The sequence below is a fragment of the Streptomyces sp. NPDC018031 genome (assembly GCF_044327625.1).
Lineage (GTDB): Bacteria > Actinomycetota > Actinomycetes > Streptomycetales > Streptomycetaceae > Streptomyces.
Genome location: NZ_JBIRFT010000032.1, coordinates 1 through 14,165, shown reverse-complemented (window position 1 = coordinate 14,165; position 14,165 = coordinate 1). Strand labels below are relative to the sequence as shown.

Annotated in this window: 4 protein-coding genes; all 4 read right to left on the bottom strand. The window is 74.8% G+C overall.

Features of this window, described 5'->3' with window-relative positions:
- Nucleotides 1–30: 30 nt before the first annotated feature.
- A complete protein-coding gene (locus tag ACH4B3_RS33505) occupies nt 31–4,104 on the bottom strand; it encodes a type I polyketide synthase (RefSeq protein ID WP_398469443.1) in 4,074 nt (1,357 codons plus the stop codon).
- Between the two features lie 56 nt (nt 4,105–4,160).
- Complete coding sequence (locus ACH4B3_RS33500; RefSeq protein WP_398469441.1) at nt 4,161–10,838, bottom strand: SDR family NAD(P)-dependent oxidoreductase; 6,678 nt, start codon at nt 10,836–10,838, stop codon at nt 4,161–4,163.
- Nucleotides 10,839–10,907: 69 nt separating this feature from the next.
- Nucleotides 10,908–12,164, bottom strand: coding sequence for a cytochrome P450 (locus ACH4B3_RS33495; RefSeq protein ID WP_398469439.1), 1,257 nt, complete (start codon nt 12,162–12,164; stop codon nt 10,908–10,910).
- Between the two features lie 386 nt (nt 12,165–12,550).
- Nucleotides 12,551–13,726 (bottom strand): spore photoproduct lyase family protein, encoded by a 1,176-nt coding sequence (locus tag ACH4B3_RS33490; RefSeq protein ID WP_398469437.1) that lies wholly within the window; start codon nt 13,724–13,726, stop codon nt 12,551–12,553.
- Nucleotides 13,727–14,165 lie beyond the last annotated feature (439 nt).

Below are 14,165 nucleotides of genomic sequence, written 5' to 3'. Positions count from 1 at the left end.
GGACCGGGAAAGACCGGGGACCGGCCGGGACTACAGGACTTCGGCGAGCCAGTCGTGCAACGCCTTGGCGGACTCCGCCGCATGCTGCGACAGCAGGGTGAAGTGGTGTCCCGGCAGGCTCACCGAGCGGTGGCCGAGTGCCGCCGGGAACTGGTCGCCGGGCACCTCCCCGGGGAGTCCGTCCAGCGTCTCGGAGGCCCGCAGGTGCAGCGTCGGCGCGCTGATCGGCCCCGGCCGCCAGCCGTCGAACAGGGTCATGTAGCCGCCCATGGCGATCAGTTGGTTCCCCAGGCCGGCCGACCCGTCGAGCGGGGCCGACCGCTCGTGCCACCGGATCTGCTCCCGCATGAACCGCGCGCGTACCTCGTCCACGTCGGACACCGGCGGATAGTAGTCGAACAGCACCACCGCGGCGGGCGGCCGGCCCACCGCGTCGAGGTGGGCGGCGAGGCCGTGGGCGATCCAGCCGCCGGAGGAGTACCCCACGAGGACGAACGGGTCGGCGCCCAACTGTGCCTCGACGGCGCGCCGCTGGGCCTCGTACAGGGCCGGCAGGCCGTCCGGCAGCGGCTCGCCGGCGGCGAACCCCGGTGGCCGCAGCGCCCACACGTCCCGGGCCTCGGGCAGCGCCGGGGCGAGGAAGGAGTACCCGGCCTCGGTGAGCGGTGCCACCGGCGCGGTGGTGCACACCAGGGCCGGCGCCGGGCCGCCGGTCGCCAGCCGGGTGAGGGGGGCCGTCGGGCCGTCCGGCCCGGGGCCGAAGGAGGGGCGCAGCCGGGCGGCCATGCGGACCAGCCCCATCGCGTGCCCGGAGCGGCCGCTGCGTACTCCGTGCAGGTACAGAGCCGCGATGCCGTCGCCGGGTTCGCGGTCCGCCGTCCCGGCACCGGCGGGCGTGGCCGGGGCGGGGCCGGGCCCGGGTCCGGCCTGGTCGGGAGCCTCGGGCAGCCGCTCCTCGATCAGCTCCGCGAGGTCGGTCACCGTCGGGTAGTTGAGGACGTCGGTGAGCGTCACGTCCACGCCCGTGCCGGCGACGATGCGATTGCGCAGCTCCACGGCGGTCAGCGACTCGAAACCCAGGTCCCGAAACGTTTCCTCGAGCGGCACCCGGTCCGCGGAAGGGTACTTGAGCACCACGGCGACATGTCCGGCCAGCAGCCGCACCAGCGTCTGGCGGCGCTCCGGAGCGGTCAGCGGCGCCAGCCGGGCCGCCAGCTCGGCGGGCGACCCGGCCGCTCCGTCGAAGGACCCGGCCGGAGCGGCCGCCGGCCCGTCCGCGTCGGCAGCGGCTGCCGGCTGGTCGCCGATCACCGGCAGCCGCGGGGCCAGCCAGTAGCGCTCCCGCTGGAAGGCATAGCCGGGCAGCGGTACCCGGCGCGCCCCGGTGCCCGCGAACACCGCGGGCCAGTCCACCGGAGCGCCGTGCACGTGCGCCTCGGCCAGCGCGTACCGGAAGTGGTCCGGTCCGTCCTCGTCGCGCCGCACCGTGCCCAGTGCGGACGCGGCGGTCCCGGCGGCGTCGATGGTCTCGCGCACCGCGGGCAGCAGCACCGGGTGCGGACCGACCTCGATGAGCCGCCGGTGTCCGTCGGCCAGCAGCCCGCGGACCGACCGGTCGAAGCGGACCGGTTCCCGCAGGCTGCGGTACCAGTACCCGGCGTCCGGCAGGCCGTCCTCCGGTGTGATCCAGTGGCCGGTGGCCCCGGAGACCATCGGCAGGGCCGGCGGTCGGGGCCGGATCGGGGCCAGCGCCTCCAGCACCCGGTCGCGGATCCGCTCCACCGCCGGCCCGTGCGAGGCGTAGTCGACCGGGATCGAACGGGCCTGGACGTCGTGCCGTGCGCACTCCGCCAGCAGTTCATCCAGCGCGTCGGGAGCACCGGAGACCACGGTGGAGCGCGGCCCGTTCACCGCGCCGACGGTGAGCCGCCCGCGCCAGCGGTCCAGCAGCCGCTGCGTCTCGTCCTCGGGTAGCGCCACCGAGGCCATCCGGCCCCGGCCGGACAGCTCCAGCAGGGCGCGGCTGCGCAGCGCGGCGACCCGCATGGCGTCGGGCAGGCTCAGTGCTCCGGCCACACAGGCGGCGGCGATCTCGCCCTGGGAGTGGCCGGCGACGGCGGCCGGGGCCACTCCGTACGACTCCCACAGTGCGGCGAGCGAGATCATCACCGCCACCAGGACCGGCTGCAGCACGTCCACCCGTTCCAGTGGCGGGGCGTCGGGCTCCTGCCGCAGCACCGCGATCGGCGACCAGCCGGTGAACGGGGCGAGAGCGCGTTCGCATGCGGCCATGCGGTCGCGGAAGGCCGGCTCGCCGTCCAGCAGCCGCACCCCCATCCGCGGCCACTGGGTGCCTTGTCCGGGGAAGAGGAAGGCGGTGGTGGTGTGGGGGGTGGTGTGGCCGGTGACGGTGTGCGGGTCGGGGGTGTGGTCGGTGAGACGGGTGAGGGCGGTGGTGAGCCGGTCGTGGTCGGTGGCGAGGACGACGGCACGGTGGGCGTGGTGGGTACGGGTGGTGGCGAGGGAGTGGGCGAGGTGGAGCAGCTCGGTGCCGGGATGCTCGGCGAGGTGGGCGAGCAGACCGCTCGCCTGCGCGGCCAGGCCCTGGCGGGTGGGAGCGGAGAGCGGGACGGGGACGACGGGAAGGCCGCGGACGTCGGTGGCCAGGGGCGCACGGTCGGTGGTGCCGCCGGTGCGGGCCTCGGGCTCGGGGCCGGGCTGTTCCAGGATGAGGTGGGCGTTGGTGCCGCTGATGCCGAACGCGGAGACCCCGGCCCGGCGCGGCCGTCCGGTCCGCGGCCAGGCGGTCGCCTCGGTGAGTGGGGCGAGTCCGCAGGCGTTCCAGTCCACGTGCGGTGTGGGGGTGCCGAGGTGGAGCGAGGGGGGCAGCACTCCGTGGCGCATGGCCATGATGGTCTTGATGACTCCGGCGACCCCCGCGGCGGCCTGGGTGTGCCCGAGGTTGGACTTGGCCGAGCCGACCCACAGCGGCCGGCCGGCGTCCCGGTGCCGCCCGTAGGTGTCGGCCAGCGCCTGGGCTTCGATGGGGTCGCCCAGGGTGGTGCCGGTGCCGTGCGCCTCCACCGCGTCGATGTCCCGGGGGTCCAGTCCGGCACCGGCGAGGGCGTCGTGGATGAGCTGCCGCTGGGCCTGGCCGTTGGGGGCGGTGAGCCCGTTGGAGGCGCCGTCCTGGTTGACCGCGGAGCCACGGATCACCGCCAGCACCTGGTGTCCGTTGCGTTGGGCGTCGGAGAGCCGCTCCAGCAGGACGAGCCCGGCACCCTCGCTCCACGCGGTGCCGTCGGCGGCGGCGGAGAAGGGCTTGCAGCGGCCGTCGGGCGCGAGCGCCTGCTGCTGGGAGAACTCGACGAAGCGGGTGGGTCCGGCCATCAGGGTGACCCCACCGGCCAGCGCCAGATCGCTCTCCCCGTCCCGCAGCGACCGCACCGCCAGATGGATCGCCACCAACGACGACGAACACGCCGTGTCCACCGTCAGCGCCGGCCCGTGCAACCCCAACACATAGGCGATACGCCCGGACGCCACACTCGGCGTGTTCGCGATCGCCAACTGACCCACCAGATCCTCCGGCACGGACTCCGGCCGCGCCGTGTAGTCACCGTGGATCAACCCCGCGAACACACCCGTCGCCGAACCCCGCAACGACACCGGATCGATCCCCGCCGACTCCACCGTGTGCCACGCCACCTCCAACAACACCCGATGCTGCGGATCCATCGCCAACGCCTCACGCGGACTGATCCCGAAGAACCCGGCATCGAACTCCGCCGCACCCTCCACGAAACCACCATGCCGGACCCCACTCCTGCCCGGCCTCGCCCGACGCCCCGCACACTCCTCGTCGTACAGATCCTCCGGCCAACCACGATCCCCCGGAAACCCCGAGATCACATCCCGCCCCTCCGCGAACACCTCCCACAAACGCCCCGGAGTATCCACACCCCCCGGAAAACGACACCCCATCCCCACCACGACCACCGGGTCGTCGGCGCGCCGCTCGGCCGCGCGCAGCCGCTCCCGCGTCTCGTAGAGCTCGGCGGTCACACGCTTGAAGTACTCGACGAGCTTGGGGTCTTCCGACATCTGAGGCACCGTTTCCAGCGAGAGGGTGGGCAGGGATGATCGGGGCGCGGTCCGACCTAGCCGTTTCCGAACTCCCGGTCCACGAAGGCGTACAACTCGTCCACCGTCGCCGACCGCAGCGCGTCGGCGCCCTCGGCTCCGGTGCCCTGGGACCCGGGCTCCTCGTCGAGGACCGACAGCATGGCCCGCAGTCTGGTCCGTACCGCCCCGCGCAGCTCGGCGTCGTCGCGCACCGCCCGCACGCCGGCCTCCAGCGCGGCCAGTCGTTCCAATACCGGGGGTTCCGGCAGCGCCTCCTCGGTGGTGGGCGCTCCGAGGGCGGGGGCGAGTTCGGTGGCCAGGTGTTCGGCCAGCGCGACCGGCGTCGGATGGTCGAACACCAGGGTGGCGGACAGTTGCAGGCCCGCCGCGGCGTTGATCCGGTTGCGCAGTTCCACCGAGGTCAGCGAGTCGAATCCGAGGTCGCGGAAGGTGGCGTCGGCCGGCAGGTCATCGGCCGAGGAGTAGCCCAGCACCGCCGCCACGTGTCCGCGCACCAGATCCAGCAGCCGGTGGTGCCGCTGCTCCGGGGGCAGCGCGCCCAGCCGCCGTGCCAGCGCGTCCGGGGACTCGGCCGGTGCCGCGCCCGCCCGCCCTGCGGCGCTGCGCCGCGTCGGCGCCGTCCGCACCATGTCGCGGAGCAGTGCGGGGACGCCCGCCCCGAGCCCGGCGACGGTGCGCAGGTCGAGGCGGACCGGTGCCAGCAGCGCGCGGTCCGAGGTCCGCGCGGCGTCCCAGAGCGCCAGGCCCTGTTCGGCGGTGAGGCCGAGTACGCCGGTGCGCCGCATCCGCGCCCGGTCGGCGGAGGCCAGGGTCCCGGCCATTCCACCGCCGGCGGTGTCGTCCTCGCCCGCTTCCCACAGGCCCCAGGCGAGCGAGGTGCCCGGCAGCCCCTCGGCGCGGCGCCGGGTCATCAGCGCGTCCAGGAAGGAGTTGGCAGCGGCGTAGGCGCCCTGTCCGGCGGCGCCGAAGACGCCGGCGGCCGAGGAGAAGCACACGAACGCGGCCAGGTCCAGGTGCCGGGTCTGCCGGTGGAGCTGCCAGGCACCGTCGACCTTGGGGCGCAGCACGGTGTCGATCTGCTCGTCCGTGATCGACCCCACCACACCGTCGGAGAGCACGCCCGCGGCGTGGACCACCGCGGTCAGCGGGTGCTCGGCGGGGATGCCGGCCAGCACCCGCCGCAGGTCGCAGCCGTCGGCCACATCGCCGCCCGCGATCGTCACCCGGGCCCCCGCGGCGGTGAGTTCGGCGGCCAGTGCGGCCGCGCCCGGGGTCTGCGGTCCCCGCCTGCTCATCAGCACCAGATGCTTCGCACCCTGCCGCACCAGGTGGCGGGCGACCAGGCCGCCCAGCCAGCCCGCGCCGCCGGTGATCAGCACCGTGCCCTCCGGGTCGGGCTCGCGGGGTACCGTCAGGACGACCTTGCCGATCTGCCGTGCCTGGCTGACGTACCGCAGGGCCTCCCCGGCGCGCCGGATGTCCTGGCAGCGGCGCGGGGGCAGGGTCAGCGCACCCTGGTGGAACAGCGCGAACAGCTCGTGCAGCAGCTCCTGGACACGCCGCGGCCCCGCCGACTCGACCAGGTCGAACGCCTGGTAGCTGATCGGGTGGCGGTGGCGGGCGGCCGTGTCCTCCGCGTCCCGGATGTCGGCCTTGCCGATCTCGATGAACCGGCCGCCCGGCGCGAGCAGGCGTAGCGAGGCGTCCAGGAACTCACCGGTGAGCGAGTTGAGCACGACGTCCACGCCCCGGCCTCCGGTGGCGGCCAGGAAGTGCCGCTCGAACTCGACGGTGCGCGAGGAGGCGATGTGCGCGTCGTCCAGCCCGAGCGCCCGCAGTGTCTCCCACTTGCCGGTGCTCGCGGTGGCGAACACCTCGGCACCCAGGTGCCGGGCGAGCTGGATCGCCGCGATCCCCACGCCGCCTGCGCCCGAGTGGATCAACACGGATTCGCCCGCCCGCAGCCGGGCGAGGTCCCGCAGTCCGTGACAGGCCGTCAGGTAGGCGATGGGCACCGACGCGCCCGCCGCGAACGACCAGTCCCCGGGCAGCGGGGCGACCAGCTTCGCGTCGGTGACGGCCAGCGGACCGAGCGCGCCGGTGAAGACGCCCAGCACCCGGTCGCCGGGGCGCAGCCCGGTCACGGCCGTGCCCACCTCCCGGACCACGCCCGCGGCCTCGGCACCCGGCACGCCCCGCCCCGGGTACATGCCCAGGGCGATCAGCACGTCCCGGAAGTTCACACCGGCGGCCCGCACCTCGACCCGCACCTCGTCCGGGCCGAGCTCGGCCAGTACCTCCGGGCAGGGCCGGAGCGCGAGCGCGTCCAGCGTCCCCGGTTCCGTGGAGTCCAGCCGCCAGGCCCGCTCCCCCGCCGGCACCGGCAGCAGCCGGTCGGACGCCACCGGGCGCAGCCGGGGCACCAGCGCGCCGTCCGGACGCAGCGCCAGCTGCGGCTCGCCGGTCGCCAGTGCGGCGGTGACGGCGGCCCGCACGGCGTCCGGTTCGGCGCCGGCGGCGTCGCCGTCCACGAGCAGCACCCGGCCCGGGTGTTCGGCCTGCGCCGACCGGGCCATCCCCCACAGGGCGGCGGCGACCGGATCGACCGGCCCGTCCGGCCCGTCGGGCGAGGTGCTCACCGCGCCGCGGGTCAGCACGACCAGGCTTGCGGCGGCGAACCGGTCGTCGGCCAGCCAGGCGGCGAGCTCGGCGGTCAGTTCGGCGAGCGCGCCGCGCACCCGCCCGGGCAGCTCATCATCGTCGCCGGCCGCGGGGCCGGCCGGCCGGAGCACCACCTCGGGCGCCGGCAGTCCGGAGTCCACCGCGGCGGCCAGCGCGCCCAGGTCGGTGAAGGACGCCGCGCCGGGGAAGGAGGCGCCGAGCACCGCCCAGCTGCCGTCCGCGGCCGGGGCGGGCGCGGCGGGGGCCGGCACCCAGTCCAGTCCGAACAGCGACTCCTCGGCGCCGCCCCCCGTCAGCTGCGACCGCTCCCGGGGCACCGGCCGCCAGGCCAGGGACTCCACCGAGGCGACCGGGTCGCCGTCGGTGTCGGTCAGGGTCAGCCGCACCCGCCCGTCGGCGCCCTCGATCCGGACCCGCAGCGCCGAGGCGCCCGAGGCGTACAGCGACACTCCGGACCAGGAGAACGGCATGCTGCCGGCGCCTTCGTCCACGCCCGCCAGGAAGGGGCCCAGGCCCACCGCGTGCAGCGCCGCGTCCAGCAGCGCAGGGTGCAGGCCGTACCGGGCCGCCTCCCCGGCCGCTTCGGCGGGCAGCGCGACCTCGGCGAGGAGTTCGGTGCCGCCGTCGCCGGCGGCCCGGCGCCACACCGTGCGGAGCCCCCGGAACGCGCCGTGGTAGGCGTAGCTCGACCCGGTCCGGTCGTAGACGTCGGGGCCGGCGATCTCCTCGGCGCCGGCCGGGGGCCACGGGCCCGGTTCGGGCGCGGGGGCCGGTCCGCCCGCCGCCAGGAAGCCGGTGGCGTGCGGACGCCAGGGCCCCGGGTCCGGGTGGCCGGTGTCCTCGGGGCGGGAGAACACCCGTACCGGACGCCGCCCGGCCGGGTCCGGGCCGTCCACCAGGACCTGTACCCGGACCCCGCCCTCGGGGGGCAGCACCAGCGGTGCCTGGAGGGTGAGTTCGTCCACCCGGTCGCAGCCGACCCGGTCGCCCGCGCACAGGGCCAGTTCGACGAAGGCGGTGGCGGGCAGGATGACGGTGTCCAGTACCTGGTGCCCGGCCAGCCAGGGCTGGGCCCGCAGCGACAGCCGGCCGGTGAGGATGACCCCGTCGCCGTCGGCCGGCTCCACCGCCGCGCCGAGCAGTGGGTGGCCGGCCGGGGCGAGCCCGGCGGACTCCACGGCGGCGGCACCGGCGGGGGGAGCGAGCCAGTAGCGTTCGTGCTGGAAGGCGTAGCCGGGCAGTGCGGCCCGGTGCCGCGGGCGGGGGAGCACCGCCGCCCAGTCCACGCCCACCCCCCGGGCGTGCAGCGAGCCCAGGGCCAGCAGTACGCCCTCCGCCTCGTCGCGGTCCTTGCGCACCGCGGGGACGGCCACCGGCCCGCCGTCGGCCATGCCCTGGGCCAGCGCCGTGAGCACGCCGTCCGGGCCGAGCTCCAGCAGGACGTCGACGTCCCGGCCGCGCAGGGTCAGCAGGCCGTCGTGGAAGCGCACGGTGCGGCGTACGTGGTCCACCCAGTACTGCGGGGAGCACAACTCGCGTGTCGAGGCGACCGAGCCGGTGAGGTTGGAGACCACGGGGATCCGCGGCTCGTGGAACTCCAGTCCGCGCACGACCTCCGCGAAACCGGCCAGCATCGGGTCCATGTGCGGGGAGTGGAAGGCGTGGCCGACCGTCAGCCGCCTGGTACGGCGGCCCTCCTCCGCCCACCGCCGCTCCAGCCGGTCCACTTCCGCCGCGTCACCGGAGACCACGACGGAGTCGGCGGAGTTCACCGCGGCCAGGGCGATCCGGTCCTCGAGGCCGGCCAGCAGGGGGGCGACCTCGGCCTCGGAGGCGCGGACCGACAGCATCGCTCCGGTGGCGGGCAGCGCCCGCATCAGCTGCCCTCGGGCCGCCACCAGCCGGGCGGCCTCGGGCAGTGTCCACACCCCGGCCACGTGGGCGGCGGAGATCTCGCCGATGGAGTGTCCCAGCAGGATCCTCGGTCGCACCCCCCATGACCGGAACAGGCGGAACAGCGCGACCTCCAGGGCGAACAGCCCGGCCTGGGTGAAGTCGGTACGGTCCAGCAGGCGCGCCGCCTCGGAGCCGTCCGGGGCGAACAGCACCTCCCGCAGCGGTCGTTCCAGGTGCCGGTCGAGCTCCTGGCAGACCTCGTCGAAGGCGTCCGCGAACACCGGGTGGGCGGCGGCCAGCCGACGGCCCATCCCCAGCCGCTGCGAGCCCTGGCCGGGGAAGAGCATGCCCAGGGACCCCGCCCCGGCCACGCCCTCCACCACCCGGGCGTCCGGTGCCCCCTCGGCGAGCCGGCGCAGCCCGCGCGCCAAGGCGGTCCGGTCCTCCCCCAGGACCACCGCGCGGTGGCGGAAGGCGGTCCGGGTGGTGGCCAGCGCGTGGGCCAGGTCCGCGGCGTCCGGCTCCCCGGGCGTGTCCCGTCCTTCGCCGACACGCGCCGACAGGCGTGCCGCCTGGGCCCGCAGGGCGCGCTCGGTCCGGCCGGAGACCAGCCAGGGCAGCAGCGGCGGGGCGGTGGTGCCGGGCAGCGCCGGGGCGGGCCGTCCCGGCTCCCCCGCGGCCTCCGTCCCGTGGCCTTCGAACCGCCCGGCGGGCGCCGGCCCGGCGGGCGGTTCCTCCAGGATGACGTGGGCGTTCGTCCCGCTGATGCCGAACGACGAGACCCCGGCCCGGCGGGGCCCGCCGGCCCGGGGCCACGGCGCCGGTTCGGTGAGCAGGCTGACCGCGCCGGCTCCCCAGTCGACCTTGGGGGTCGGCGCGTCGACATGGAGGGTCCGGGGCAGCAGGCCATGACGCATCGCCATGATCATTTTGATGGCGCCGGCCACTCCGGCCGCGGCCTGGGTGTGGCCGATGTTCGACTTCAGCGAGCCCAGCCGCAACGGCCGCCCCGGCAGCCGGTCCTGACCGTAGGTCGCGACCAGCGCGTCGCCCTCGATCGGATCCCCCAGCGGCGTACCGGTGCCGTGCCCCTCCACGACGTCGACGTCGCGCGGCGAGAGCCCGGCATCGGCCAGCGCGGCCCGGATCACCCGCCGCTGCGCGGCGCCGTTGGGTGCCGACAGGCCGTTGCTGGTGCCGTCCTGGTTGACCGCCGTGCCCTTGAGCACCGCGAGGACCCGGTGCCCGTTGCGGTGCGCGTCCGACAGTCGCTCCAGCAGCAGCAGCCCCGCGCCCTCCGCCCAGATGGCGCCGTCCGCCCCGGCCGCGAACGACCTGGACCGGGCCTGGGGGGACGTCACGCCCTGACCGCAGAACTCCACGAACGTGGCGGGGGTGCCCATCACCGTCACCCCGCCGGCCAGGGCCAGTGAGCACTCGCCGGTGCGCAGGGCCCCGGCGGCCAGGTGGAGCGCCACCAGGGAGGAGGAGCAGGCGGTGTCGATGGTGACCGCGGGCCCTTCGAAACCGAAGCAGTAGGACAGCCGGCCGGAGATGACACTGGCGCTGTTCCCGGTGATGCCGTGGGGCGAGTACTCCCCGGACGCCTTCCACAGCGTCTCGTAGTCGTGGCCGGACGCGCCGACGAAGACCCCGGTGGCGCTGTCCCGCAGCGACTCCGGGTCGATCCCGGCCTCCTCCAGCGTCTCCCAGGCGACCTCCAGGAGCACCCGCTGCTGCGGGTCCATCACCAGCGCCTCGCGCGGCGAGATGCCGAAGAACCCGGCGTCGAAGTCGCCCGCGCCCGTCAGGAAGCCCCCTTCCCGCACGTAGGACCGGCCCGACCGGCCGGCCTCCGGGTCGGGGTCGTACAGCCGCTCGACGTCCCAGTGCCGGTCCTCGGGGAACGCCGATATCGCGTCGCCGTCCCGTGCGACCAGCTCCCACAACTCCTCGGCGGAGCCCACTCCGCCGGGGAACCGGCATCCCATCCCGATGACGGCCACGGGTTCGTCGTGGCGCCGCTCGGCCTCCTGCAACCGCTCCCGGGTGCGCAGCAGATCGGCCGTCACCTTCTTCAGATACTGGCGGATCTTGTCGTCTTCGGTCGGCACGGGGTCTCCAGACGCGGTGGGGCGGACGGCACGTTGGCGGTCGGGGGACGGGCGAGCGGTCGGGTCCGGTCAGCGGCGGAAGCGCACCGTCATGGTTCGCAGCCCTCGGACGACCACGTGCGGACGGTAGGCCAGCGATTCCTCGTCCACCGAGAAGTCGTCGAACCGCTCGGTGAGGGAGCGGAAGGCCATGGCCGCCTCCAGCCTGGCCAGACTGGCTCCGATGCAGAAGTGCGGCCCGGCGCCGAAGGCGAGCCCGATGCCCTTCGTCCGCCGGTCCGCCAGGAACCGGTCGGCGCCGGGGAACTCCGCCTCGTCCCGGTTCCCCGCGGCCAGCAGCAGGATGACGACGGTGCCCGGTTCGATGTCCAGGTCGCCGACCCGGGTGGGGGCCAGCGCCACCCGAGCGGTCAGCTGGACCGGCGCGTCGTACCGCAGGACCTCCTCCACCAGCAGCGGGGCGATCGAGGGGTCGCGGCGCAGCAGGGCCGCCTGCGCGGGGTTGCGGGACAGCGCCAGAATGCCGTTGGTGATGAGGTTGGTGACCGATTCGTGGGCCGCGGCGAAGAGGTTGAGGAGCACATTGGTCACCTCGTGCCGGGCCAGGGTCCGCCCTTCGTCCTCGGTGTGGATCAGGCTTGAAATCAGGTCCTCGCCCGGGCTCCTGCGCCGCTTGTGGATCAGGTCGGCGAAGTAGGCGTGTATCGCGACGGAGGTGCTGCCGAAGCCCGCCAGTTCCTCGGTGGAGAACATCTCCGAGCTGCCGAAGGCGGCCACCAGGGTGGGCACCTCGGTGGCCAGCGCCAGCTCGTCCGACCACTCCTTCAGCATCGCGGCGTCACCGGGCGGGATCTCCATCAGCTCGCAGATGGTGCCCAGGGAGAGCCGGTTGGCGAAGTCGGCGACCCCGTCGAAGGTGTCCCGGCCCTCGAACTCGGCGAACAGGCCGTCGAGGATCCGTCCGATCCACGGTTCGTACCGGGAGGTGATGCGCGGTGTGAACGCCTTGGAGATCAGCCGGCGTTGGCGGCCGTGGTCCGGCGGGTCCATGAAGAAGATCGACTCCAGGACCTGCTGGGTGCCACCGGCCGGGAGCACGCCGCGCAGCCGCGGTGAGCCCAGGGTGTCACTTCCCATGGCCGAGTCGCGCATCACCTGGAGGCAGCCGCGGTAGTCCCCGACGATCACCAGGCCGTCGTCCACCCGCAGCGGGCCGGCCTCGCGGATGCCCGCCAGCACCGGGTGCGGGTCGGGCCGGACCGCGGGGTCCAGCAGGGCGTACAGCGGATTGGCCACCGGCGGACCGGCCGTTCGGGCACCACTCACGGGCGTTTCCCCCTTGACTTCGCTCGTCCTGTGTCACACCTCTGGCGCCTCACGGAGCATCCGGCGCAGTATAAGCAAGATCGCTTAAGCCGCCAGGGGTGCCGCGGGGCCCGGCCGGGGGTGCCTCCGGCGCGCCCACCGGGCGGCGTGCACCGCCGGTGCGGATCTTCGGACGACCGGGGCGGAGCGGACGCTTCGGGCAGCCGGCGACGCCGGCCACCGCTCGCGGGGACCGAGGCGGCGGGCGGGCCGGCTGCGGCGTCGGCCGGCCGCTCCCCGGGCCTCGGACGGCTGCCGTGCCCACGGCCCGCGTCGGATCGGGAGCCGCGGAAGGCGCACCGGCCGGGGTGCGCCCTTGGCCCGCCCCTCGGCCCGGCGGGGCACGCTCAGAAGGCGTAGCGGACGCGCAGCCAGGGGGCGTGGCGGCGGACCAGGGTGCGGAGCGCGTCCACCGCCCCGGCCTTGACCGGGTTGCGGTAGCGGACGTTGACCGCGCCGTTCTCGGAGCGCTTGGCCTGCTGGAGTTCCGGCCGCCAGAGGACGTCCTCGGCACGCGGGTGCCAGCCGAGATTGACCTCGTGCAGCTCCCGGTTGTGGGTGAGCATGATCACCTCGGCGGCGGCCTGCCGCTTCACCCGCGCCGGCAGCACGTCGTCGAGATGGCTCAGCAGGTCGGCCCAGGCGTCCTGCCAGCCGGGGCGGATCACCACGGGCGAGAGATTGAAGTGCACCTCGTAGCCGGCGTCCAGGAAGTCCGCGGCGGCGCGGATGCGCTCGGCGACGGGCGAGGTGCGCACGTCCAGCAGCCGGGAGTCGTCCGGCGGCATCAGGGAGAAGCGGATCCGGGTCCGGCCCCGCGGGTCCAGAGCGAGCAGATCGGGGTTGACGAACTTGGTGGCGAACGATGCCTTCGCGGTGCGCCACTGCCGGAAGGCGTGCACGAGGTCCGCGGTGTTGTCGCAGATCAGGGCGTCCACCGAGCAGTCGCCGTTCTCTCCGATGTCGTACACCCAGGACTCGTCGTCGCACTGGTTCGGCTCGGTCTTGGGCCCCTGCCGTGCGATGTGCCGGGCGAGGTGGGCGATGATCCGGTCGCTGTTGGTGAAGACGGTGATGGGATTGGCGTACCCCTTGCGCCGGGGCACGTAGCAGTAGGCGCAGGCCATGGCGCAGCCGTTGGAGGTACCCGGCGCGATCCAGTCCGCCGACCGGCCGTTGGGGCGGACGGCGAGCGTCTTCTTCTCGCCCAGGACCAGGGTCTCCCCCTTGACGCGGACCCAGCGCTCGACGTTGCCCTCGTTGCCGTGCAGGCCGGGGATGCGCCAGTGCGAGTCCACGGTGATCACCCGCGCCTCGGGGAACCGGGCGATGATCTGCCGGCCGCGCGGCGAGGCGGCCGCCGCGGGCTCGGCGTGGATCTCCCGCACCGGCAGCAGCCGCCGGGCCGCGGCGGAGTCCCGGAAGGACGGTCCGTCGCGGACCTCCGCAGGCCCGGCACCGATCGCGTCAAGCCCGAACAGCGCGCCCGAGCCATCGTCCGAGGCGGCGGACGGGTGGTGCATGACGTGCTCCGGTGCGGGGGTGCGAAGGGTACGGGTGGCGTGGGATACGGACGGTTCGTCCTCCCACTGTACGACCCCTCACCGTAAGTGTCGGAGGTCTCGCAGCACGTGAGGCCGACGGCCGGCGCCGGCCGCCACGGCGCAGCACCCCATCGGTGCCGCACCGTGGTCGCGCCGGGAGTGATCTTCGGCGTCGATGCGGAGGACCGCATCACGAACAGGCCGCCGCCGGAATGCTTCCGCGGCGGCCTGCCGGACGACGTGAGACCGAGGGTCGTCGTCGACCACGTGAGGTGGGCGTCAGAAGTCGTACGGCTTCTTGGTGTTCCAGTTCAGTACGTCGGCCTCGTTCCAGCTGAACTGCGGCTTCTCGCCCTTGCTGTCCACGGAGTAGAAGGGGCCGTCGTTGCCGCCGGTGCCGCGCAGCGCGATGGCGAAG

Excerpts from the sequence above, each read along its gene's own strand:
- ACH4B3_RS33505 (WP_398469443.1), bottom strand. The coding sequence starts at position 4,104 with ATGTCGGAAGACCCCAAGCTCGTCGAGTACTTCAAGCGTGTGACCGCC.
- ACH4B3_RS33490 (WP_398469437.1), bottom strand. The coding sequence starts at position 13,726 with ATGCACCACCCGTCCGCCGCCTCGGACGATGGCTCGGGCGCGCTGTTC.